Raw genomic sequence first — 24429 nt, 5'->3', positions numbered from 1 at the left:
CGGCGTGTCGCAATTAGCCAGTTTGTTTTCTGTCAGCCAATGCCAGCGTCTACAGGGTCAGGAACAGCGCGGAGGTCCAGACCCGTGACTGATCCCGCTGGCGGGCACAAATGAACAAGGGGTGTTCACGCCCTGGATCAAGCCCCAGGCGGGCCAGTTCGATGCGCCCCTGCAACTCACGGGGCAACGGTGCAGCGGTCATCCGTTCCAGGGACAGCTTCAACTCCGCGCCCGGCAACTGCTCGACCACTTGCGATTGCGCCAACAACTCATCGCCGGACAGCTCCATCACCACGGTCGGTGCATGCACGTAAGGTTGCGGTTCGGACGGGTCGCCGACCTTGATGTAATTGTCGATACGGCTGTGGATCTGTAGCGTGGCGCCGGCCAGTTGCGACAGGTCGATTTCGATGCTGTCGGTATCGCCGTTGGTGTCGGTGCGAAACGCCAGGACCGTGGCGTCCTTGCGCCATACGGTCTGCTCGGGATGGTCGAGGCCCAAGGCGCGGAAACCATTGATGACCGCGCCGGTGATACGGATTTCGCCAGTCCAGTACGCACCGCGATAGCGGTCCTTGATCCGCGCACCACCCAGGCGCAGGCGAATGCGTTGGGCGCAGAAACCCAGTTCCTGGTGCAGGTTACGCGACCAGATCAACTGGTCGCCATCGAACAGATCGACCTGCTCCCACCCGGCCTCCCCCAGCAGTCGATAGTCCAGGGAGGCATTCGAATCGGCAGTGAAGACTTCCCCCATGAAGTGCTTGCCCTGGCGCAGGCTGGCGAACGAACGCTCCCCGGTCGTGGCGAAGGTACGGCGGGCGCGCAAGGCCTTGCCGACGCTGGCGCGGTCGAAAGCCTCGGCGACCACCCCCGTCAACCCGCCACGGGAGCCGAACACTGCCGTGGCCGGAACGCCGCCACCGCAGCGGCCCTGGTGTTCATCGCTGTTCGCCGCGGCGCCAACCCGATAGCCACGCTGCAGCGCTTCGGCGTAGACCCAATGGAACTGGCCCCAGGCCGAACCCACCTCGATCAGCCTCTCGAGTTCCGGGTGATGCCAGTCGAGGTTGCAACGGCGTCCGCCGACATGGGGCATCATCAGATGGCCTTCGGGGTCCTTGGCATAGGCGGCGTACAACTCGTCCACCGGCCAGGCGCCTGGCTTGATGGTGCCGGCGGTGAACTCGTTCCATTCGAAGGAACGCACCAGTCGTCCTTGATTGTCGAAGGGGAACTCGGGTTTGCGGTCATGCAGGAATACGACGTTGCGGTCGCCGCCCGCGCAAGAGTTACCGCACCATTCGGTCCCGGGATAACACACGAATCGACCCGGCTCATTGAGCTCGTGGATCAGCTTGACCGCCTGGTCCCAGCGTTGCTCGGTGATATTGAAGTCATTGGCGGTGTAGCCGAGGACGTCGAGCCCGGCGACATCGCGACCGTAGCTGAGGTTGTACAGCGTGTCGTTGGTGCCCACCGTGTCATCGGAGTGCACATGCAGGTCGGCGTAGAGCGGGCGCAACGCCGTACCGACCGGGTCGACAGTGACGAAGGCCTGGGCCCCGTCGACAAACGGCGCCGCCACGTTGGCGGACAAACGCCACTCGCCCACGGCACCGAGGTCAAGCGCCTCGAGCCGGGCCGTCGCCCAACCTTCGGACGCCAGCGTGAACGGCTGTCGACGTTCGCCGCCCTCCGGATCAACCAGGCTCAGGACACCCTCGAGCGGCAAGTTTCGGCAGGTGTTGCCCCAGGCATCGTCCACCCGCAAGAGAACATCGAAGGCTTCCCCGGCGCTGACCAGTCGAGGCACGATCAGTTGCACGCGCTGCGCCGGTCCCGGCACGATGTCCAACAAAGGATCGCCCGGCACTTCGGCAAATTTCGAACTGCCCAACGGGTCGATGAACAGGCGGAAACGGAAGTCCTTCTCGACGAAACTCTGCACCCGCGTCCCCGCCCCGCCCTGGCGTCGGTCCCCCAGGCGAATGATGACTTTATCGCCCGGGTTCAGGTACCCGTCGATGATGTCGATGATGATCGCTTTCTGGAATGGCCGTTCATGGCCCTTCTGGTCGAAGCGCACTTTCAAGTGCTGCACCGTGGCCTGGCTCTGGCCGGGGACCAGCTCACCGGCCTGGTATTCGGCGCTGACATAGTTGGGACCGGCCGGGTTCGAGGTCTGGAACAAGGCCCAGTCGGAATAGAACTTGAAGGCCAGCTTGAGCCACGCGCCGTCGGCCAGGCCGCTGCCACCGACCTCGTAGACCAGGGTGATTTCATCCCACTGCCCGGCGACCAGCGTGTCACGGTCGCAGTGGACGCTGCCCAGGAACGGACGTTTCTTGTTGCGCTCGTACAGGCCTTGTGGGGCGATGTAATGCCCGGCTTCGCGGGGATCGAAAACGTTACTCACATGACACCTCGTGCAGTGGTCCACTGAAGGGTTCGAATACGTGGGGCGCTGCTTATTGCACGCGCCATTGCTGGTAGTGACGCTCGATGCGCCGGAACACAAAGCTTTCCATGAGCCAGGCAATCAAGCCGATCACGACAATGCCCAGCAGCACCTGGCTGCTGTTGCCGATCTGCCCGCCCGTGGCGACCATCCAGCCGATGCCGCGGGAAGCGCCGATCATTTCCGCCGCGACCAGCGCCCGCCAGCCCTGGCTGAAGCCGATGCGCAAGGCGGCGGTCACGAACGGCAACGAGGCCGGTAAATAGACGTGGGCCAACAGTTGCCAGGCGTTGGCACCCAAGGTCCGTGCCGCGCGAACTTCACCGCCGCGGATGCTCTGCACGCCCTCCTGGATGGTCACCGCCATGGGGAACATCGCGGCAATGAAAATCACCAGCACGATGGAGACATAACCCAGGCCGAAAATGATCATGATCAGCGGCGCCCAGGCAATCGGCGGGATGGCCATGAACAGGCTGTTGAGCGGCGAGATGAAATCGCGAAAGCGCGAGGACAGGCCAGCGGCCGTGCCCAGCAGGAGCGCAACGATGACCGCGGCGCAAAAACCACCCAGTTCTTCCAGCACGCTGGCCTGCAGGTGCTGCCACAGCGAACGGTCCCCCAGCCAGCGCAGCGCCTCGCGGGCAACGTCCCAGGGCTGCGGCAGGATGTAGGTGGGAAAGCGACTCGCCAGGGCGATCCAGATCAACAACAGGAATGGCAGCGACGCCCATCCCCAATTCGGTTTTGGCAAGGACATGACGGACTCAGTGCGCGGCTTTTTCCAGGTAGGAGGTATCCACGATCTGTTCGGTCTTGAGCGTGGTGTCGATAAAACCCAGGTCGTGGGAGTAATCCATCAGGCGCTGGATGAACTGGATGTCCGCCGCCTGCAAGTCCGCCGACCAGCCCAGCCGGGTTCGGGCCTGGGCAACGATGGTTTCCGGCGCGATGGTCTTGCCGTCAATGCCTTGCACCGATTCGAGCTTGAATGCCTCGGCGATGAGCCGGTTCGATTCGTCGGGATGTTCATTGAGGAAGGCGATGGCCTTGCGATGGGCGCGTAACAGCTTCACCACGTCATCCGGGCGCTCCTGCAAGGTTTTCGGCAAGGCGATCACCACGTACCACGGGTACTGGGGCAGCGCCTGGTTGACGTCCAGCAGGATCCGGCTCGAACCGCGCAACACCGACTGGCTGACGAAGGGCTCCCAGGAAAATGCCGCGTCAACGATGCCACGTTCAAGGGCAGCGTTCATGTTGCCCGGCGGCATGTCGATGATGTCCAGGTCCTTGTCGGGATCGAGCCCGGCCTTTTCCTTCAGGACATAACCGCGCAGCAGCACATCCATGCCACTGCCCTTCTTGACCCCGGCGAGTTTTTTCCCCTTGAGCGCTTCCAGCTGGGTGATCGGACTCTTGGCGTCGACAATCACTGCGGCCTGGCCGTAATTGACCTTCGCCAGGATCCGGCTTTGCAGCCCGCGGGAAAACCATTGGTACACCGGTGGGGTGCCGACATAGGCCACGTCCAGTTCACCGGCGGCCAGTGCCTGCTGGATCACCGGACCATCGCCCAAGGCCTTGAGGTCGACGTTCAAGCCTTCTTCGCGGTAGTAACCTTGTTTGTCGGCGATCAGCGCCGGGGCGTTGGCCATGGCGAAGACATAACCCACGCGCAAGGGTTTCGCCTCGCCCGCCACGGCGAAGGCGCTGCCTGCCAACGTGGCGGCAGACAATGTAAGGGCAAGCAGCGAACGTTTGATCATGCTGTCAGCTCAAGTCGAGGGGTGGGGTGAACCGTGGTGTCGCAGGCGTCCATCACCTGGGCAATGCGCGTCATCAGCTCATTGCGGTAATCGAGGAACGCCGGCAGGCGACGGGTTTTCAGGTTGCTGCGGGGGCGCGGCAGGTGGATCTCCAGCTCGCTGTGAATACCGCCCGGCGCGATGTTGAGCACGATGACCCGATCGGCCAAGAACACCGCTTCGTCGATGTCGTGGGTAATGAACAACACCGTCTGGCCCAATTCGGCCCAGATGCGCAACGTCTCTTCGTTCATGCTGTTGCGACTGATGGCATCGAGCGCGGCGAACGGCTCGTCCATCAGCAACACGCTGGGTTCCAGTGCCAGGGTTCTCGCCAGGGAGACACGCTGCTGCATGCCGCCGGAAAGCTGGTGCGGCAACCGCTGCGCGGCATTCTCCAGGCCGACCAGGCGCAGGTACTGCAACGCCTGTGCGCGCTGCTGCGCTTCGTCGGTCCGGGCGCTCATCCGCAGACCGAAACGAACGTTTTCCAGGGCACTCAACCAGGGGAACAATTGCGGCGCCTGGAACACATAACCCAGCTCCGAGCGCTCCGGGCGTACCGCTGTCTGGTTGATGGTGATCCGGCCGCTTTGCGGTTGCACGAACCCTGACAACAGGTTCAGCAAGGTGGTTTTCCCGCAACCGGATGGCCCCAGGATCGCGACGAACTCGCCGGGCCTGGCATTCAGGCTGAAAGAGGAAAATACGCGGTGCCCATTGGGGTAGCTGAAGCTGATGTCATCGACCGTCAGGGCGTCGGCTTGCGGCTGCGGGTAAGGGAGGGTTTTGGGCATGGCAAGTGTCGTCAGGTCGTTTACAATGGGAATGCCTGACATAATACGTATTAATACAAGTAGTCCCAATAACCTATTTTTATAACCTTAGAAGTGAAGGCACCCTGCCCCACTCAAGGCCATGGAAGCTGACAGTGTCCACCTCCATTCTTCGCGACAGCACCACCTCGCTCTACGAACAGATCGCCCATCAACTGCTGGAAGAAATCCAACGCGGTGACTACGAACCCAGCGGCAAGCTACCGTCCGAGGCGCAGTTGGGCGAACGGTTCGGGGTGAGCCGCGTCACGGTTCGCCTTGCAGTGGGCAAGCTCAGCGACGACGGCGTGGTGGAGCGCAAGCAAGGCAAAGGCACCTTCGTAGCGGCCAAGCAGGTACGCCACGGCCTGGATGCGTTGCGCAGCTTTCATGAGGCGTTGTTGTTGCAAGGGCTGCAACCGAGCATGCAGGTGCTCAGCCATGCCCTGCAGCCCGTTCCAGAAACCCTGCGGGGGTTGTTTGAGCAAGCGCACGACTGCCTGCTTCTGGAGCGCCTGCACTTCGTCGATGACGAACCCATCGCATTGGGACGCAGCCACCTGCCGGCAGAGTTGGCCAGCGTGGCCTGGGCTGAGGTCGAACATCAGCCGATCTATTCCATTCTCGAATCGATCACCGGCCTGGCGGTCAGCCGCGCCGACCTGGCCATCCGTGCACAGGAAGCCGACAAAAGCCTGGGCAGCGCACTGCACGTCAAACGCGGTGCCGCGCTGCTGGTCATGGAGCGCACGTCCTATTTCGCCGATGGCCGTTGCTGCGACCGCACGACGTTTTTCATCCGCCCGGAACGCTACGCCTTCGTTCTCAGTGGGGTGTTCAAATCCAATACCGCCAATTGATAGGATTCAAATTGGCGCGACGGTTGGGCCCGGCCTGACAAAACACTGTTCTGTAACCGGTCGCCCCCATTGCTGTCCCTCTTGCTCCTGCTCCAACCTGAAACCGAACGCTTCATACAGCTTGCGAGCAGCGTCGAGCCCCTGGAACGTCCAGAGGATCGTTGAGCTAAAGCCCCACTCGTCGCAGAACTTCATCGCTTCGGCCAACAGGCGCCTGCCAGCCCCCTTGCCACGCGCCGAATCATCCAGGATGAAGCAGCGCAGCACCGCACTGCCGCCCTCGCCTTCGCCGTCGATGGCAATCGAACCGACTATTCGTTCGCCATCCAGGGCGACCCAGACCTCATTGCGCGGATTGTGCAGACGCCCCATCAGCTCGGCCATGTCCGATGCAACCAGGCTTTCGAACAACTGGCCGAAGTTCGAATGCCTGGCGTAATAGTCCGCATGCATTTGCACAATGCGGCCAATGACGCCAGGACGGTAGCCACGCGCGATCTCCAACTGCGCCGGCGCGGGCGGCGCTGTACCGAGCCGATGGGCGTGTAGCGCGATGGCATAGCTGGCAATCCCCTCACTCACGGTCTGACATTGCCCGTCAGATAAGTGAGCCATGGCCGCGACAACCTGTTGCGTGGCGAAAGCATCGATGGCGCAGAGGGTGTTTTGCCCCTGGGCGGTGAGTCGCAATCTCTTGGCCCGCGCATCCTGTTCATGGGCAACTTCTTCGATCTCGCCGGCCTCGATGAGCTTGCGAACCATCCGGCTTACGCTGGATTTTTCCAGGCCGAGCAGCTCGACAAGCTCGCCCGCGGTCAGGGATTGGCGATTGCCGAGCTCCACGATGGTGTGCACCGACGACGGCGGATAATCCGTCGCAGCCAACGTCGTATGCATGAACCCCAGCTCCCGCACCATGAGACGCGACGCCGAACGGATGTTCTCAATCAGATCTGGTGGGCAATGATTCACGGGAACCTCGGGCGCGATGGGTATTTGGTTGTACCGCACAACTAAATACCCATCCGTGCGTTCAGTCAAGCTTTCCAGCCCAGATCCCAGGAGCAACAGCCACGCCGCGCAGCGAATGGAGCAAGCACCTAATGATCGCCATGAAGGCTATTGACCCGACTGTCCGCCAGTTTGAACACCACGCGCTGAGGGTGGTTGATCGAGACCAGGTATTCCACGGGCTGCCCTTGGCGGTCGAAGATCACGCCCCGGTAGACCAGCGCCGCCGTCCCGGGCTCGACGTCGAGCAAGCGCGCCTCCTGGTCGTTCATCGTGGCGATGCTCAGCGTGCCCTCGTCGCTCTCTATTTCGATCTGGTAGCGCGATAACAACAATGCATACAACGAAGCCCCCTCGATCAGGTCCCCCGCCACCAGCTCCGGTGCCCGGGCGGCCGGGATGTAACTGGTCTCGATGCAGAATGGCTTTTGATCCACGGTGCGCAGGCGCCTGATGGTCAGCAAGGGGTCGCCTTCCTGGATTTTCAGCAGTTTCGCCACTCGAGCACTGGCTTGGGTTTGTTCGAAGTAGAGCAATTTACTGCCCGGCCGGGCGCCAGCCTGCTCGACCACTTCAGCGATACCTTTGCGCGCGACGGTATTGAGCGGCCGTTCGACACCGGGCGCCGTGACGAAGGTGCCACGATTGCCCCGACGCTCCAGGACCCCGCGATCGATCAGCGTCTGCAGCGCCTTGCGCAGGGTCATCCGGCTGATCCCCAGGTGCTCGGCAAGATCCCGTTCCGCCGGGATCCGTTCAGTGGGCCCGAATTCCGGGCGTTCCAGCATCTCCAGCAAGGCCTGCACAGCCTGCCAGGCCACCTGCTTGCGTTCGGGCGCCAACAGCGCAACGTCGGAAGACTTTGGAGGCGTTACTTTCATGGTCTACATCCTGGATTATTTTTTCGGCACTGCATTGCGACTGTGGAACCCCAAAATAATGTCGCAAACCCGCCAGCTTGATCATAAGCGGCAAAACCGCCTCGCGGAACACCGTAGAAATCCCTTAGGAAGCCTATTAGACCATGGGGAAAAATCCTTGTAATGGTATTTTTCATGGTATAGCTTTTGGTCTAAATCGTGTTCATGACAGCAGCATGAACCCTTTAACAAGGCCCAGGAGTTCACATGGCGATCCAGTTCAACCGGGAAGCATTCATCAGTTCCTTGCAGCAATCCGTGCACATCGTCGACGACGCCCAGCAGTTCGGCCAGGAGTTGGCCTCGCGGATCGACCGCATCTATTTCGTCAGCTGCGGCGCTCCCAACCGCATCATGCTCGGCCTGCAATACTGGCTTGAACGCTACAGCCACACGCTGGAAGTGCGCCGTTATTTCCCGGCCGATTTCATGGACATCGATCCACCGCGCCTGGATGAGCGCACCCTGGTGGTCCTCGCCTCCAAGTCCGGCACGACCCAGGAAACCATCGCCGCCGCACGCTTTCTGCAAGACAAGCCGTGCCTCACCGTAGGCGTGACGCAAACTGCCGAGTTGCCACTGGCCCAGGCCGTCCAGCATTGCTTCCTGCTGGGACGTACCGACGAAGCCTACTTCGGTTGTTTCATGACGCTCCAGGCCCTGATCGGCGGGATCCTGGCCAAGCGCGAAGGCTGGCCGCTGCTGGACAAGCTCACCCGCTCGCTCAAGGCATTGCCAAGGGCCCTGGCCGATGCCGCGATCAATAATGACCAACGGGCAACCGAAGAGGCACGCCTCTACAAAGACGACCGCGTCATGTATTTCCTTGCTTCGGGGCCGATGTTCACCACAGCCTATGTGTTCGGCGTCTGCGTGGTCATGGAAAGCCAGTGGTTGCATTGCCTGCCGGTGGAAGCCGCGGAGTTTTTCCACGGCCCGTTCGAAGCCATCGATGCCACCACGCCCCTGCTCCTGCTGGTAGGCGAAGACCCCAGTCGTGCACAGATGGAGCGCGTCGTGCGGTTCTGCCAGCGCTACACGGAACGGGTCATGGTCTATGACGCCAAGGACTTCCCGATGGAGGGCATCGACCCCGAGATCCGCGCCATTGTCGCGCCCTACATTGTCGGCATCGCCGTGGAACGCATCGCCGCCCACCTGGCGGTCTGGCACCAACAGCCACTGACGACCCGCCGCTACATGTGGAAAACGGAGTACTGAGCATGGCCAGCCTGATCGCGGTCGGTGACAACACCCTGGACGTCTACCTGGACCAGACCATCGAATACCCCGGCGGCAATGCACTCAATGTCGCGGTATTCGCCGCCCGGCTGGGTGCTCGCAGTGCCTACCTGGGCTGCGTTGGTGATGACCGGCACGGCCAGTACCTGCTCGATTGCCTGCAACAGGAAGCGGTCGATGCTTCACGCTGCCGGACGTTATCGGGTGCCAATGGCTGGGCGTGCGTCGACAACGTCGAGGGCGAGCGGGTGTTCCTCGGCAGCGATCCTGGCGTGTGCCGCCAACTGCGCCTCGATGCCGACGACCTGGCCTATATCGGCACATTCCCGTTGGCACACAGCAGCCTCTACAGCGGCCTGGAAGATCAATTGGCCCAGGTTCGCCAGGCCAGTGGTTGCCTGTCCTTCGACTTCTCGGACAACTGGGTCGAGTTCGACTGGCAGGCCCTGATCCAGCACGTGGACGTCGCTTTTTTCTCGGCGGCCGATCTCTCGACGGCGCAAGCCATTGAACTGGCGAACGCGATGCGGGCCAAGGGGCCGGCGGTGGTGGTCATCACTCGCGGTGCCCAGGGCGCCCTCGCAGTCGACTCACAGGGCGTGCATGAGCGGGCCGCGCGCCCCTGCGCGTTCGTTGACAGCATGGGCGCCGGCGACGGCTTTATCGCCGCGTTCCTGCTGGCGTGGCAAGCCCGGCACCCCCTTGCCGAGTGCCTTGCGCGCGGCGTCGATCATGCCGGCCAGGTGTGCGGTTGGGCCGGCGGCTTTGGCCATGGGCGGACCGTGGACAGCCAACGCGTTCAACAACTGAAACACGCCTTGAACATTCAAGGCTGATGCGTACTGCCCCGGGCCACTCCCGGGACGGCTCTACCAACCTGTCGTGGATACCCTGTCGATGAAAAAATATCTGATCGGTTTGATGCTCGTGGCCAGCCCGCTGATGTCCTGGGGGGCCAATGAAGAACTGCGTTTCGGGGTCGATCCCACCTACCCGCCCTTTGAGTCCAAGCGCCCGGACGGCTCCCTGACAGGTTTCGATATCGAGCTGGGCGAAAGCTTGTGCAGCGAATTGCAACGCCGTTGCGTCTGGGTCGAAAACGCCTTCGACGGCATGGTCTCGGCCCTCAAGGGCAGGAAGTTCGACGGGATCCTCTCTGCCCTCTCGATCACTGAAGCACGCAAAGCCGAAATTGCCTTTTCCAACACCCTCTATGACACCCCGGCACGCCTGGTAGCCCCTGAAGGCAGCCCGTTGCAACCAACGGCCGAATCCCTGCGCGGCAAACGCATCGGCGTGCAGCAAGGCAGTGTGTTCGAAGTCTATGCCAAGCGGATGTGGGGCCTGAAGGGCGTGGAAGTGGTGCCCTATCAAAGCAGTGACTTGACCTATTCGGACTTGATCAACGGTCGGCTGGATGCGGCGTTCGACGATGCCATCGCCGTCTCCGAGGGCCTGTTGAAAAAGCCCGCAGGCAAAGGCTTCGGCTATGCCGGCGAGGTGGTCAAGTCACCGGAGATCTTCGGCCCGGGCACCGGCATCGGATTGCGTAAAAGCGATACCGCCCTGGCCGGGGAAATCAATCAGGCGCTCGAACGGCTCCACCGCAATGGCACCTACGAACGCATCGCCAGTAAGTACTTCGACTTCGATATCTCACCGAAATGAACCAACCGCGCGGAGCCTGAAAGCATGTTTCTCGAAGGGTACGGCTATCTCATTTTCCAGGGTGCGTGGCTGACCGTCCAAGTGGCCACGTGGGCCGCCTGCGTCGCCCTCGTGCTTGGCCTGCTCGGGGCCTTGGCGAAACTCTCGCCACTGGCACCGCTGCGGCTGGTCGCGACGCTCTACACCACGCTGGTGCGCAGTGTGCCGGACCTGGTGCTGATGCTATTGATCTACTACAGCGCGCAGATCGGACTCAACCAAGTGGCAGAAGCGTTTGGCCGTGAATCGCTCCAGTTGAACCCTTACGGTACGGCGATCGGCACCTTGGGCTTCATTTACGGTGCCTATTGCGCCGAAACCTTTCGTGGTGCCTTCCAGGCGATAGCGTTCGGCCAACTGGAAGCGGCCCGGGCCTATGGCATGAGCCATTGGCAGGTGCTGCGGCGTATCCGGCTGCCACAGATGATGCGGTTTGCATTGCCCGGCATCGGCAATATCTGGCAAGTGCTCCTGAAAAGCGCGGGCCTGATCTCGCTGCTGGGCCTCAACGACATGGTCCAAGTGGCCAAACAGGCGGGCAATGCGACCTCGAGGCAGATGTTCTTCTACCTGGTGATTGCGGCGATCTTCCTGGCTTTCGCAATTCTTTCAAGCCTGGTGCTCAAACACCTGGAACGGCGCTACAGCGTTGAACCGCCGCGGAGCGTGTCATGATCGAGATTCTGAAGGAATTCGGACCGAACTTTCTCTGGTCCGACGGTTACCGCTGGAGCGGCCTGGTCGTCACGCTATGGTTATTGGTCACGTCCGCCGTCATCGGCTTGTGCGCGGCGATCCCCCTGGCGCTGGTTCGCACCTATGGCAATCGTTGGCTGGCACTGCCTGTCCAGCTTTATACCCTGGTGTTGCGCGGCACGCCGTTGTTCGTGCAACTGCTGATCATCTACAGCGGCCTGGCCAGCCTGAGCGTCATCAGGGAATCGCCGAGCCTGTGGTGGTTCTTTCGCGATGGCATGCATTGCGTGATCCTGGCCCTGGCCTTGCACACCTGTGCCTACACCGTCGAGATTCTCGCCGGCGTACTGCGCACCACCCCACGCGGCGAGATCGAAGCCGCCCTCGCCCTGGGCATGACCCGCACTCAGCTATTCCTCCTGGTGCTGATACCGAGCATGCTGCGCCGAGCACTCCCGGCCTACAGCAACGAAGTGATCTTTGTCCTGCACGCCACGGCCATCGCCTTTACCGCGACCGTTCCTGACATCCTTAAAATCGCGGCAGATGTCAACGCTGCCACCTTCAAGACGTTCCAGGCCTATGGCATTGCCGCGCTGCTCTACATGTTGCTGGCGTGCGCACTGGTGGGTGTATTCCGATTGGCTGAACGCCGATTGCTGGCTTATCAGCGATAACGATGAAGACCTATAGAGGCTCCGCGGTCTGGATGAGCGAATTGAGCACCAGCTTTATTTCAATCGCCGGATCTTTATGCCCTTGCAATATCAAGCCTTCGGACAGGGCCGTGAAGGTCTTCGCAAGCGCGGCATAGTCCAGCGGCGGTTTCTTGCCAGCATGGTTGAATATGATGGTAATCAACTTGCCCAGGGCTTCGCTGTTTTCCTCATGCAAGTCGTAGTAATGCTGTGAGAACTCTTCATCCCGCAGGGCGATCAGTTGCAACTCGGCATCGAGGATCGCACAGCGGGTATTGTTCTTCAGGGTGTCGATATAGGCATTCAAGCCATGGCTCAACTGCTCCGCCGAATAGCCCGACGCCAGGGTCGCGCTCAAGCGATCGATTTCAACTCGCTTGAAGCGTTGAGTCAGTTGCAGGAGCAAATCCGATTTACTGGCGAAATTGGAAAAGAAGGCTCCTTTGGAAAAGCCCGCCGCCTCGGCGATAACGTTGACGCTGGCGGCATGAAAGCCTTTGCTGATCATCAGCTCAGTGGCGGTGTCGAATAATTTATCTCTTGTTACTTGCTGGCTCTCTTCTCGACCTAGTCTCTTTTTAATCACGCCCTCGGCTCCTTTGGCCAGTCAAATTATGTACATGTAACTAAATGCGACGCAGCGGCTACTCACTGTATGGAATCCATCTTCGCCATCATATCTTATACGCACCTCGTTCAATCATTTACATTTTAACTTCCATCCCGTGCCATGTATGTGCCATGTAACCGGGACAATCTTGGGGCGAACGCAAGATGACTACCCAGTCACTTTCTTGCCTGGGCCCAGGCAAGTCAAAACCGTTGTGGTCTTTGCCTGACGAGCTGGATGGAGTGCCTCCTACCCACCTCAAAACGGCATTTTTCCCCACCGTCCCACGGCACACCACAGCGTAAAAAATCTGCGTAAGGCCCGGTTCAGAGCCACTGATTTGACACTACTACTAAATACCACTTGATTCTCAGATACCGAATGGTTTTTAATTGCGCCGTTGGTGGAGCCCAACGCCTGATCCAGGCATCGCGTCCGTGACACGGGTCTCGATGCAATGGCAGGTCATCTCACAGGAGCGGTATTTTAATGGAATATGCCTTCGTTACAGGCGCTACGGGCCTGCTCGGGAACAATATCGTTCGTGCACTGTTAAAACGAAACATCAAAGTAAAAGCACTGGTTCGTTCCGCAGAGAAAGCCAAGAAACAGTTCGCCAGCCTGCCCGTGGAATGGGTCGAAGGCGACATGCTCAATGTCGATGCCTTCAGCCATGCCCTGCAAGGGTGCGATGCCTTGTTTCATACCGCGGCCTATTTCCGCGACAGTTACAAAGGCGGGAAACACTGGCAAAAACTCTATGACACGAATGTGACCGGCACCGAGCGATTGTTGCAAGCCGCCTATGCCGCCGGCATCCGTCGTGCTGTGCACACCTCTTCCATCGCCGTGTTGAAGGGCAATAAAGATCAAGTGATCGATGAAACCATGTCTCGCAGTGAACAGGAGGCTGACGATTACTACTTGAGCAAAATATTGTCCGAACAAAAGGTCCAGCAATTCCTGTCGCAGCACCCGGACATGTTCATTGCCATGGTCTTGCCAGGGTGGATGTTCGGCCCGGGGGATATCGGCCCGACCTCCTCGGGCCAGTTCCTGCTCGACTTTGTCGGACAGAAATTGCCCGGCGTACTTCCCGGAAGCTTTTCCGTCGTCGATGCCCGGGATGTGGCCGAACATCAAATCGCGGCCATCACCCGCGGCAGGTCCGGAGAGCGTTACCTCGCCGCCGGCAATCACATGGACATGAAAAGCATTTTCCAGGCGCTGTCCAGCGTCAGTGGCGTGAAAGCCCCGGAACGAAAAGTGCCCTTGTTCATGCTGCGAATCATCGCGCTGATCTATGAAGGTTATTACCGGATTACCAAGAAACCGGTACTCATCAGTACTTCCACGGTCAAGCTCATGGCGCAAGAACAAGGCCGTACCCATTTCAGCCACAACAAAAGTTCAAGGGAGTTGGAATGCCAGTTCCGCCCTGTCGCTGAAACCCTGACCGATACCCTGGACTGGTATCGGAATAACAACTACACAGATGCTTAATTGAAACACTTCATATAAAGCCTGCCTCAGTAGTACTTATTTTGACGCGCCCTATATCCAAGGATTGAAAGAGGTTGGTAAATGAAAAGCCTTTCATATAAAGAAGGTTTTCTGCATCGTTTTGTCGGTTTTTCGGAATCGTTCCCCGAGCAAGTTGCTATCCGGCACCTGGACACGGAAGAAGAGACCGTCACTTACCGCGAGCTGCGCATCAAGGCCGAAGCCTGCAACGGTACCCTGACGGCACTCGGTGTATTGCCAGGCGATAAAGTAGCGCTGGTGCTGCCCAACGGGGTGGCGTTCATCGCTTACTACCTGGCGATTATCGGGCGGGGTGCCATCCCGGTCATCCTCAACTACAAGTTGACTCCCTTCGAAATGAACAGTGTCGTCAGCCTCGCCAGGCCGACGCTGGTGGTCACGACCGAACCGTTGTGGGGACAACACAGCGAGGTATTCCAGCCGGACAACGGCGTCAGGCACTCCCTGGTGCTGGACGGTGGGAGCGAACCGTCATCGCCCCTGCCCGCCCATGCAACGGCCGCCTCTGGACTTCCTCGACAGCTCGAACCCTTGTCGTTGCCCGACGGCAATCCGATCGTCTCGGTGCAGTTCACCTACCGTGGTATCGGCAGGCCCCTGGCTGTTTCTCACCGCTACCTCGACCTGACGCAATCGAGCGATGGCCTGCACGAGCACTTTCACCTGCAGGGCGTCGGCTCGGTGCACCTGGTGACGCTGCCGCTGTATGCCATTTTCGGCCTGTCGGTGATGATGGTGTTCCCTTTGAGCGTGGGCGCCACCCTGCTCATGACCAACACCCTGCTCAATCGCGACCTGGCCGAAGTCTTGTCCGAGCACCAGGTCACCTTCGCCTGCCTGGTGCCCGATGTCATCCGCTACTTCAATACGCGCCTGGCCAAACGCAAAGGCACGCCGTTGCCGCTGCACCCGCAACTGATGATTTATTCCGGCGGCAGCCACCTGCCGGCCGATGAAGCCGAGAAACTGGGCAAGCTGCTGGGTTGCAACCCGGTGCTGCAAGGCTATGGCCTGACCGAAAGCATGCCAGTCATTGTCCAGAGCTCGATCGGCGAGGTCCACCGCGGCGCCATGGGCCAGCCAATCACCGGCGTGGAACTGCGCGTTGTCGATGCCGAGGGCCAGGACGTGGCACCCGGGCGCATCGGTGAATTGCTGATCCGCGGCGCGATGGTGATCGACGGCTACAACGATGCCGAGGACAGCAATGCCCGGTTCTTCCGCGAGGGCTGGTTCCACAGCGGTGACCTGGTCTGGCGGGACGACGCTGGGCATGTGTTTTTCTTTTGCCAACGCCTGCGGATCTCGAAGATCAAGGCGCAGATGGTCGACCTGGTGGAGATCGAATCCATCGCCCTCAAGCACCCCGATGTGGTGCGGGCCAGGGCCTATATCGTCCCGGACCACAAGGAAGTCAACGTGCTGCACCTGTGCGTCGAAGGGACCGGCGAGCTGACCCAGAACGCGCTTTCCACCCTGCTTTCGCGCTACCTGTCGGGCTTCAAGCTGCCCAAGACCATCGAGATCATCTCGCTCAAGGAAGAGGCACATGCACGCTAACAGCACCCAACCGGTACTGGCCGTTTTCGACTTCGACGGCACATTGACCGACCGCCACACGTTCTGGCGCTACATGCGTTTTATCGTGGGTACCCGTGCGTTCTGGCTCAGGATCATTCCCCTGCTGCCCAAGATGCTCAGCGTGATCCTGGGCATCACACCGCTGATGCAAGCGCGCTTGGCTTTCATCGCCTGTTACCTGGGCGGGTTGTCGGTGGAACAAGAACGCGAGCACGCCAAGTACTTCATCAGCGAACAGCTCCCGCGCTGGCTCAGGCCCGAGGCGTTGCGGCGGCTGCAATGGCATCAATCCATGGGGCACGTCACCGCCCTGGTCAGCAACTCGCCGGAAAACTACCTGATTCCCTGGGGCCGGGTCGCGGGGTTCGACTATGTGTGCGGCACCCGCCTGGCCACGGCGAAGAACAAACTGACTGGCGCGATAGCCGGTACCAACTGTGTAGAGCGAGAGAAAGTCACGCGGCTCAAAGGCTGCCTGAGCAACCTTGATGATTTTTACATTTATGCCTACGGCGACTCATCGGGCGACGATGCCCTGCTCGGCATTGCCAACTCTCCCTTCTACAAAAACTGGTACTGATTGATGAACACTCTGAGCACGTTGGCCCCCCAGCATTTCAAGCGCCCTGGCAGCGCCCCGGCCGTCATGATCGTCGGCGCCGGCCCCATTGGCCTGTCCCTGGCAATCATGCTGAAAAAATGGGGTGTGGCGTTTCGCATCATTGAAAAGAACGCCGGACCCTCGACGGCGACCAAGGCCATGGCGATCCACTCCCGGACCCTGGAAATCTTCAGAGACCTGGGCGTTGCCGAGCAAGCCATCCACGACGGCTTCACGATCAACCAATTCTCCGTGCAGTCGAACGCCAGGCGGGTGCTGAACTACAACTTCTCCTACCTGGACGCGACCTATCCCCTGCTCTTGAGCCTGCCACAGCCGCAAACCGAGAAGATTCTCCTGGAGCGGTTGAAGGAACTGGGCGCCGAGGTGGAATGGAACACCGAACTGGTGGACATCGAAAACCTGCCGGGTTCGGTACGCATGACGCTCAAGCATGCCGACGGCACCGACGAAACCTTCACCAGTCGCTGGGTGGCTGCCTGTGACGGGGCTCGCAGCAACATCAGAAAACGCCTGGACATGACCTTCGAAGGTTCGTCCTACGACCGCTTCTTCATGCTGGCCGATGCCGATATCCAATGGTCCGGCAGCCAGGATGAGGGCGCGTTCTTCCTGGGTGCGCAGGACGGTTATGTGGCCGTCGCACCGATCAGCGCCCAGTCCCGTTATCGGCTGTTCATCGAAATGCCCTATAACCTGCCCCCCGAAGGCGAGCGCCCGTCCTTGAGCCTGGAGAACTTTCAGCGCCTGTGCGAAGGACGCGGGCAAAAGATGACGCTGTCCAATATCTCATCGACCACCATCGCCTCGTTCCAGCATCGCCGCGTGCAAACGATGCAGCAAGGCTCGGTGTTCCTGCTGGGGGACTCGGCGCACATCGGCAGCCCCATCGGTGGCCAGTGGATGAACCTGGGGGTTTCCGAGGCCTATAACCTGGCCTGGAAAATCGCTTATGTCGACCAAGGCCTGGCGGCCCCGTCCTTGCTCGACAGCTACAACGAAGAGCGTTATCCGGTTGCCCTGGAAGTCGAGAACACCGCACACCGCCTGACACGGCTGATTACCGTTCGGCGGCGCGCCCTGGTCTGGCTGCGCGACCATGTCCTGCCGCTGTTGAGCAACCGGAAAAAGGTCCAGCGCAGGTTGCCGTCAATGATTTCCGGTCATCAGTACCACTATGACAAGAGTGACTACATCCAAGAATCGCTGACGAAGAAGCAGCGCCAGAACTGGAATAAAAAAGGCAAAAAACCCGAGTTCCAGACCGCCGCGCCCCGCGCCGGGCAACTGGCGCCGGATGTCGAGTTGTGGCAACTGCAAGGGCTGCCCACGAAACGCTTGATCGACCTGTTTCATGGCACGTTCACGTTGTTGATCTTCAGCGCGGCCGATCAGTTTTCGCCGTTATTGCCGGGCTACTACGCCTTGGCCGAGTCGGTGGAAAAGGACTACCCGGGCATCAAGGCCTATTGCGTGATCGACGCCCTGAGCAGCGCCGGGCTACCGGCCTGGCACTCGACACTGCTGGACCCCGATTGGCGATTGCACAAGCGCTACCACGCCAAGGAAGGCACGTTGATGCTGATTCGTCCTGACGGCTACATCGCTTTCCAGGGCGCCGATGCAATGACGCTGGTGACGTATCTGAACGTAAGGTCCGGGTTGCTCAAGGGTGCCAGAAAAACGCTGACTCGCGAGATCGACGCAATGGAACTCCAACTTTAAGTCGCTCCATGGCTACTGCCAGTTTGCTTCATTGATATAAACACGGCCCAGTCCTGGGCCGCGATTTCTGGTCTTTCTTCTGTATAGAAATATCGACCGACTTTGGTTAGGAGAACCTTATGCGCATGCAACTTAACGATGTGGTGCAGGAATTCATCGTGTCCAACGGAAGAATAGCCCACAGCTATTTCTCTCTGTCCGAAAAGATCATTGAATCATTGTGCGAATCCAATATCGCCAAGGAAGCGATATTGCTGCGGGTGTTGGAACAGGCCGAATCCGTCACGGCCCACTATTTCAATGCTCATCAACAAGTTCTCGAGGGTGTTTATGCCCATGGGATCGCCGCCCCCGTCAGCCAGAATGTTGCGGTGCTGGAGCCTGTTCACTCGAACCCGACAATACTGGCTCCGGTGCCCACCGCCGAAACCGTCGAACAGGCCACCGCACTCAGCTACGGGCAATGGTTGCGCAGCGAAATCGGCACGGTGACCGGGTTCCAGGCGCAACAGATCGACTTCGATCAAAGTTTCGAAAGCCTGGGGATCGACTCGCTGGGGCTGGTGGATATTTTCGAATCCCTGGCCCAGCACTTCCCGGAAAAGAAAGCACTCACCTCGCAGCTCTTCGATGCCCCGACCCCGACCGCCTTGCTGGCACGGCTCGAAGCCGATCCGCAGGCACCGGCGGTGGATGTCCAGGGCTGGGTACTCGATCAACTGTCGGCGATCACCGGCTTTACGGTCGAGCAGATCGACCCGACACAAAGCTATGAAAACCTGGGCCTGGATTCGCTGGTGCAGCTGGATTTCCTCGAGTCGGTAGTCGCCCTGTGGCCGCAGCTCAAGGCTCACAGTTCCGAGCTGGCCAATGCCAGGTTCCCGCAGGCAACCATCGCCCTGATTCAAGCGGCCCTGGCCGATCCCCAGCCACAAGCGACGCCTTGCGAGACGCCTTCCCCTGCCGCGACGAACACTCAAGGACAGGAAGAAAACCTGCTGCTCAACGCCTTGTCGCCGTTGATCCCGGACGCAGCGCAGGCGATCGATATCCAGACGCCCTTCGCACAACTGGGTCTCAACGGCTTTGCCCGGGAGACGCTCTGCCAATCCATGGCGCAGCAGTGCTCGGCCAGCGAATTTGCCGGTGAAGCGCTGATGTCCCGTCGCACGCCCCAGGATGCCTTGTCGCTGCTGGCCAGGCTGAGCTGAGCCCAGCAGCAACAGGAATGGAATCCGGGTGACCGAACAGGTCACCCAGCATTTTGGCGATCAGGAGACAGGGTATGAGTGGCGCAGTAACGACAGCGGGCGATTTTTGCTTCAGCGCGATGGCGGGCGAGTTTCCGGGGGCACCGTCAACGGAGGCGCTCTGGCAGTTGCTCGCCAAAGGGCAGGTCGCACCGATGGAATCGATGCCGACACGCTGGGAAGTGGACAAGGCGTCGATCTATTCAACCAAGGCCGGTGAGAAGGATCGCACGTATCTGGACAGCGCTTTTTGCCTGACCGACGACGCCTCGATCCCGTCACGGCACGAAGGACGGCAGGTCGCCATCGGCAAGAAGGTGCTTCAGACGCTGTTGACCCAACTCACCGCACAAGGCTCGCCACTGGGCGGGGAACGCACGGCGCTGGTAGTCGCGACGTCTTGGAGCGACGAGAGTTATTTCGTCACCGGCATGTCCGGAAAAACCGCTGCGCCGCCGGGTTTTACACCGGGTGAACAAGTGGCGGCACTGGCCGCGGCCTTTGCCTTGGCCGGCCCGGCGTTATCGGTGGACACGGCCTGCAGTTCGTTCCCTTACGCCCTGGACATGGCCCAGGCGCTGGTCAACAGTGGCCAGGCGGACAACGCGATTGTCATGGCCCTCAACACCGTGCTGCCTCCGGCGCTGTTCCTCGGGTTCTCGCAGTTGACGGCATTTTCCGCACGGGCGCGGATGGAAGCTTTCGGCCAGGACGCCGACGGCATCGTGCCGGGCGAATGCGCGGTCGCGTTTCTGGTCGAACCCGTCGCCCAGGCCCTGACGGCGCAGCGCCATCCCCTGGGTGTCTTGCGCGCCTTGGGCATGTCCGCCGACGGTGCCGAGGGCTCGGTGTTCGCCCCCGGCAAACAGGCCCAGTACTCGGCTTACCAACGTGCCTATCGCGGCCTCGATCCAAGGGACGTGGACTACATCGAGACCCACGGCACCGGCACACCGCTGGGGGATGCGACGGAGTTGGCCTCGTTGAACAACTTCTTCGCCCCCCATCGCCCAGACGACCGGAAAATCACCATCGGTTCGATCAAGTCGGTCATCGGCCATCCCCTGGCCGCTGCCGGCGGCGCGTCGCTCGCCAAGGCCTTGATGATACTGCGCCACAAAGGCATTCCACCGCAGCCCGGCTACCGCCCCAGCACCAAGGTCGACGACACCTGCCTGCGACTCGCCACCCAGCAGGTGCAGCCTCTGCAAGCGCGTCCGTCGGCGCTCCGGATTGGCATCTCCAGCTTTGGTTTTGGCGGCGCCAACGCACACCTGGTGGTGGACGAATACCTGCCCGGCGACCACCCTGCCACAGACCCCGCAACCACCTCCGGCGTGCTGATGCTGGACCTTGCCATTGTCGAGGCTGAAGCCGCGCTGGGCAGCCACCGCTCGTTGCAAGCATTCCAGCAGCAGCTCGACCAACCCGCCGCACCCTCCGTCGTGTTTCCTTATGGGCGCTTCGTCGATTACACCCCGGCTCCCGGTCAGCCTTTGCTGGGAAAATTCCTCGCCCAGGACCACGTCATCGATATCGACGGCTTCGGCATGGGCCCCAAGCCGCTGGCCCATGTCGATCCGTTCAAGCTGTTGATCACCGATCGCGTCAATCACTTGCTGCGGCGCTTGCCGGGCGTGGCCGGTTCGCCCGGCACCGCGATGGTCATGTGCTGCAACATGGGCGGCGAGCGCTTCAGCAACGCCTATAGCAGCGCCCACAACTTCTATTCCCGGGCACAAGGTGCGGCGCCGGGCGTCGAGGTGACCGACGTGGCAACCATGCTGCCAAACATGCTATCCGGCTACCCGGCGCAGATTTTCGACTTCAAGGGTTTCCATCAGACCCTGGTCGGCACGGCAGGCCTGTTCTGGCAAACCTTGCTGGCCTCGCCGCAATGGTTCGACAACGGCATCACCACGCTCCTGCTCGGCGCCGGGCGTTTTTTCAGCGGTGAAATCGAGGTCGAGCGCGCTCGGTGCAACGCGACCCAGCAAGGTGAAGGATTGGGTTTGATCGCGCTGCGTCGCTATAAACCCCAGGCCACTGACAACCCGCTGCTGGTGATCCGCGCCGCGGTCCTCGCCCATGCGGCGGGCTCGCTGGAAGAGGCTTGCCGGTTGTTGGGCAAAGCGCCCGGCCACTCTTTGCACGTTGAAGTTTGCGAGTTGCAGCCGGTTGCGACGCCTGCCAGCGGATCGCTGCAGGACATCACCGGTTTCCTCGCTGAAGCCAGTGGCATCGAAACCCTGCTGGCGGTGATGTTGCGGGGCGCGCCCCATACCGTGATCGAAGTGCGCGAAGCCGGCAAGGCGGTGATGTGGCTGTTTACCGAGCAGCTTCGCCAGTGGAACCCGACCACCGCCGAGGTCAGCTCGCCCATCAAGCATCCGTTCATGTTGCGCTTTGCCCATTCGTCATCCCAGGAACTGCAGCAAGTCATCACGCCTGTCAGCCTGGTCCGCGAGCCGCAGAACGATGGCGTCGACGTGCAGCAGCTCAGCGACATGCTCACCAGCACCCTGCTCTCCGGGCTGCGGGTACGGGTGCGCGCCATGGAAAGCCTGTTCGCCCTGCACCGGGGCGATACCGCCCAGCGCCCGACGCACTGGCAGCGCAGTGCGGAACATAGCGTGATCACCAACGCCCAGCGCAGCCCTCAGTCGCTGTATGCCCAACTCGTGGTGAATGAAGCGCACCCGTACTTCTTCGATCATCCCCTGGATCACATCCCGGGCATCTTGCTGCTGGAGGGCGTGCTGCAACTGCTCGAACTGGCCATGCCGCCTCTGAGCGGAAGGGTCGCCTACATCAAGACCCTGAGGATCAGGTTCCAGCACTACGTACAGAAGCAGGACACGGTCGACCTGCACGTCGAACAAGGCGAAGACCCCCTGGTGTTCAACGCGAAGGTCATGCAGGCCGGAAAAGTGATGTGCACCTGCGTCCTCGTCATGGCCTACAGCTCGGCATTCGAGACCTCGCCGGCTGGCGAATTCAGCGCCACGCCCTGCCGCGACAAGGCCCTGTTGCACAAGGCCAGGGCGGAAAACGTCATCGTCAGTGACATGAGCGGCATCGCCCAGGGCCTGAGCGTGGACACCGTGAAACTGCCGCCGGAACACTTCTTCCAGGCCGGCGATCCCCAGCACTATTCGATGGTGTATTTCCTCGAAGTGGCTCGCCAGTGCTACATGCAGATCGCCCACAGTCACCTGCGGATCCCGCTCAATACCCCGATGAACCTGCTGGCCTTGAGTTTCACCCTGGACCGGCCCATCCCCAGGAACAGCCCGCTGTCCTTGGCGCCGCAAGCCGGTTTCGATGCGTCGCTCCAGGCCTTCAAGACCAACCGCATCTATATCGACCTGTTCAACCGGGGCGAAAAAATCGGTCAAGCCAGCATTACCGCCCAGGTGCTGAGTCAATCGGCACCGGCAGCCTGAGCATGGAATGGATCTGCCCACCCGGCATGACCGTGCCCCCCACAACCAAGGTGTCGCCGTGAACGATGTCAACGTGCAAGTCGTAGTCAAATCGCCCCCTTCTGAAATCTGGAAGCTCTGGAGCAATTTTCCCGAAGCGCCGCTCTGGGATACCGACGTCCGCCAGTGTCAACTCGACGGTCCGTTCCAGGCTGGAACCCGTGGCCGATGTGTCCTCAAGAATGGCTTGGAAATGCCTCTGAAACTGGAAGCCGTGAGTCCGCACGAAAGTTATCGCAACAGCGCCCGGCTGCTCTGGATCGACCTCGAATTCGACCATCGGATGCGCAGGCTCTCTGCCGATGAAACCCATGTCATCCATAGCGCAAAGATTTCGGGCCCGTTGAGCTTCCTGTACCGCGGGCTGCTGCGCAAAGCGCTGGCCAAGGCGATGACCACCGCACTGGACAACCTGTGCAGGCTGGCTGAACAACGAGCCATCGACACATCGGTGCACGGGAAAACCGCGACGCCCTTGCACCTCGTATGAACGTCTTCGGACACGCTTCGCCTACTTATCGATAACAGCAACATTTCGGATCTAGCATGAACCTACAGAAAAACACCCGGTATCTTGTCATGGGCATCATTGGCCTGGGTGGTACCGCCCCGGCGTCGAGTTTCGCCGACACACTCGGCCCCTATGTCAGTGGCATGGGCGGCGTGAACTGGGTCGCTGAGCAGGACCTTAACCAGAACGACCTTGACTTCGTCGAGATGGAATTCAACCAACCGTTGCATTCCGGCTTCGCCACCGGCCTGGCACTGGGCTGGCGATTCCCGGTCGGGCTGAGGCCTGAAGTGGAACTGAGCTACCGCCGCAACACCCTGACTCAGTTCAATCACCGGGTCTACGAAGGTGGCGGCAGCATCGACGGCAAAGGCGAAGAGCAAGCCACCAGCCTCATGGCCAACCTCTGGTATGACGTCACGAACCTGCCAGCCCCCTTGAGCCGGTTCACCCCTTACGTCGGCGGTGGCCTGGGCTACGCCGTGCTGACCATCACCGGCCTGGAAGCCGGCGGCGTCGAGTTCGGCGACACCCATCGCGACACCGTCTCGGCCTGGCAACTCGGCACCGGTGTCGCCTACGAGCTCAGCGAGCATTGGTCCATGTCCCTGGATTATCGCTACTTCAAGACCGGTGAAGCGCACTTCGGCAACATCCAGGGCCTGCCCCAGGGCGATGTGAAAACGGAGTACAACGCCCAGTCCCTGATGCTGGGTTTGCGATACTGGTTGTAAGCGGTAGACGGAGCGGCGCCTTGCCTCATTCGCAGGGCGTCCGGCGGTGAACGCGCCAGTACCCCAAACTGGAAAATTTTGAGAGGATGCATGCCAAGAACGCCATGGAATACAGGCTTTCCAATTTCCATCCCCGTGGCGGTCCGAC

Annotated in this window: 21 protein-coding genes; 14 read left to right on the top strand and 7 right to left on the bottom strand. The window is 60.7% G+C overall.

Annotated features, from left to right (window positions below; all coding sequences use genetic code 11):
- Positions 1-49 precede the first annotated feature (49 nt).
- From AO356_RS23585 to AO356_RS23570, 4 genes are read right to left on the bottom strand one after another with little or no spacing between them, the layout of a single operon-like run.
- The gene (locus AO356_RS23585) at positions 50-2419 is read right to left on the bottom strand and encodes a hypothetical protein (protein ID WP_060741801.1); all 2370 of its coding nucleotides are present in this window, start codon (positions 2417-2419) and stop codon (positions 50-52) included.
- A gap of 52 nt (positions 2420-2471) precedes the next feature.
- A complete protein-coding gene (locus AO356_RS23580; RefSeq protein ID WP_060741800.1) occupies positions 2472-3221 on the bottom strand; it encodes an ABC transporter permease in 750 nt (249 codons plus the stop codon).
- 7 nt (positions 3222-3228) lie between these two features.
- Positions 3229-4230, bottom strand: a complete 1002-nt coding sequence (locus AO356_RS23575; protein ID WP_060741799.1) for an ABC transporter substrate-binding protein — start codon at positions 4228-4230, stop codon at positions 3229-3231.
- Complete coding sequence (locus AO356_RS23570) at positions 4227-5066, bottom strand: ABC transporter ATP-binding protein (protein WP_060741798.1); 840 nt, start codon at positions 5064-5066, stop codon at positions 4227-4229. The genes AO356_RS23575 and AO356_RS23570 overlap by 4 nt, the downstream gene beginning before the upstream one ends.
- Positions 5067-5200: 134 nt before the next feature.
- Here AO356_RS23570 and AO356_RS23565 point away from each other — a divergent pair, with 134 nt between their 5' ends.
- A complete protein-coding gene (locus AO356_RS23565; protein ID WP_060741797.1) occupies positions 5201-5944 on the top strand; it encodes a GntR family transcriptional regulator in 744 nt (247 codons plus the stop codon).
- A gap of 6 nt (positions 5945-5950) precedes the next feature.
- Here the strand turns inward: AO356_RS23565 and AO356_RS23560 are convergent, their stop codons facing one another.
- Together AO356_RS23560 and AO356_RS23555 are read right to left on the bottom strand one after the other, a co-directional pair.
- Entirely contained in the window at positions 5951-6862 is a 912-nt protein-coding gene (locus tag AO356_RS23560) for a bifunctional helix-turn-helix transcriptional regulator/GNAT family N-acetyltransferase (RefSeq protein WP_060741796.1), read from the bottom strand.
- Between the two features lie 182 nt (positions 6863-7044).
- Complete coding sequence (locus AO356_RS23555) at positions 7045-7836, bottom strand: GntR family transcriptional regulator (RefSeq protein ID WP_060741795.1); 792 nt, start codon at positions 7834-7836, stop codon at positions 7045-7047.
- 246 nt (positions 7837-8082) lie between these two features.
- Between AO356_RS23555 and AO356_RS23550 the strand changes: the two genes are divergently transcribed.
- The 5 genes from AO356_RS23550 to hisM all read left to right on the top strand — a co-directional run bounded on the left by AO356_RS23550 (position 8083) and on the right by hisM (position 12197).
- Positions 8083-9096 (top strand): SIS domain-containing protein, encoded by a 1014-nt coding sequence (locus AO356_RS23550; protein ID WP_060741794.1) that lies wholly within the window; start codon positions 8083-8085, stop codon positions 9094-9096.
- 2 nt (positions 9097-9098) lie between these two features.
- Positions 9099-9953: a PfkB family carbohydrate kinase gene (locus tag AO356_RS23545; protein WP_060741793.1), complete on the top strand. Its 855-nt coding sequence runs from the start codon at positions 9099-9101 to the stop codon at positions 9951-9953.
- A gap of 61 nt (positions 9954-10014) precedes the next feature.
- The gene (locus AO356_RS23540; protein ID WP_060741792.1) at positions 10015-10785 is read left to right on the top strand and encodes an ABC transporter substrate-binding protein; all 771 of its coding nucleotides are present in this window, start codon (positions 10015-10017) and stop codon (positions 10783-10785) included.
- A 24-nt stretch (positions 10786-10809) separates the two neighbouring features.
- Positions 10810-11499 carry an ABC transporter permease gene (locus AO356_RS23535; RefSeq protein WP_060741791.1) on the top strand — a complete coding sequence of 230 codons (690 nt, stop codon included), beginning with the start codon at positions 10810-10812 and terminating at the stop codon, positions 11497-11499.
- Entirely contained in the window at positions 11496-12197 is a 702-nt protein-coding gene (gene hisM / locus AO356_RS23530; RefSeq protein ID WP_060741790.1) for a histidine ABC transporter permease HisM, read from the top strand. The genes AO356_RS23535 and hisM overlap by 4 nt, the downstream gene beginning before the upstream one ends.
- A 10-nt stretch (positions 12198-12207) precedes the next feature.
- Here the strand turns inward: hisM and AO356_RS23525 are convergent, their stop codons facing one another.
- On the bottom strand, positions 12208-12804 hold the full coding sequence (locus tag AO356_RS23525; RefSeq protein WP_060741789.1) for a TetR/AcrR family transcriptional regulator: 597 nt from the start codon (positions 12802-12804) through the stop codon (positions 12208-12210).
- 513 nt (positions 12805-13317) lie between these two features.
- Here AO356_RS23525 and AO356_RS23520 point away from each other — a divergent pair.
- The 8 genes from AO356_RS23520 (at position 13318) to AO356_RS23485 (ending at position 24281) form a co-directional block, all read left to right on the top strand.
- Entirely contained in the window at positions 13318-14331 is a 1014-nt protein-coding gene (locus AO356_RS23520; RefSeq protein ID WP_060741788.1) for an SDR family oxidoreductase, read from the top strand.
- 81 nt (positions 14332-14412) lie between these two features.
- The gene (locus tag AO356_RS23515) at positions 14413-15933 is read left to right on the top strand and encodes a class I adenylate-forming enzyme family protein (protein WP_060741787.1); all 1521 of its coding nucleotides are present in this window, start codon (positions 14413-14415) and stop codon (positions 15931-15933) included.
- Positions 15923-16534, top strand: a complete 612-nt coding sequence (locus AO356_RS23510) for an HAD-IB family hydrolase (protein WP_060741786.1) — start codon at positions 15923-15925, stop codon at positions 16532-16534. The genes AO356_RS23515 and AO356_RS23510 overlap by 11 nt, the downstream gene beginning before the upstream one ends.
- Before the next feature lie 3 nt (positions 16535-16537).
- Positions 16538-18301, top strand: coding sequence for an FAD-dependent monooxygenase (locus tag AO356_RS23505; protein ID WP_060741785.1), 1764 nt, complete (start codon positions 16538-16540; stop codon positions 18299-18301).
- A 119-nt stretch (positions 18302-18420) separates the two neighbouring features.
- On the top strand, positions 18421-19512 hold the full coding sequence (locus AO356_RS23500) for an acyl carrier protein (protein WP_060741784.1): 1092 nt from the start codon (positions 18421-18423) through the stop codon (positions 19510-19512).
- Positions 19513-19586: 74 nt separating this feature from the next.
- The gene (locus AO356_RS23495; protein WP_060741783.1) at positions 19587-22997 is read left to right on the top strand and encodes a beta-ketoacyl synthase N-terminal-like domain-containing protein; all 3411 of its coding nucleotides are present in this window, start codon (positions 19587-19589) and stop codon (positions 22995-22997) included.
- A gap of 7 nt (positions 22998-23004) precedes the next feature.
- Entirely contained in the window at positions 23005-23526 is a 522-nt protein-coding gene (locus AO356_RS23490; protein WP_219739241.1) for an SRPBCC family protein, read from the top strand.
- A 56-nt stretch (positions 23527-23582) separates the two neighbouring features.
- Positions 23583-24281 carry an outer membrane protein gene (locus AO356_RS23485; RefSeq protein ID WP_060741782.1) on the top strand — a complete coding sequence of 233 codons (699 nt, stop codon included), beginning with the start codon at positions 23583-23585 and terminating at the stop codon, positions 24279-24281.
- Positions 24282-24429: the final 148 nt, after the last annotated feature.

The organism is Pseudomonas fluorescens, assembly GCF_001307275.1.
GTDB lineage: Bacteria > Pseudomonadota > Gammaproteobacteria > Pseudomonadales > Pseudomonadaceae > Aquipseudomonas > Aquipseudomonas fluorescens_AA.
This window is presented reverse-complemented; position numbering and strand designations above follow the sequence as displayed.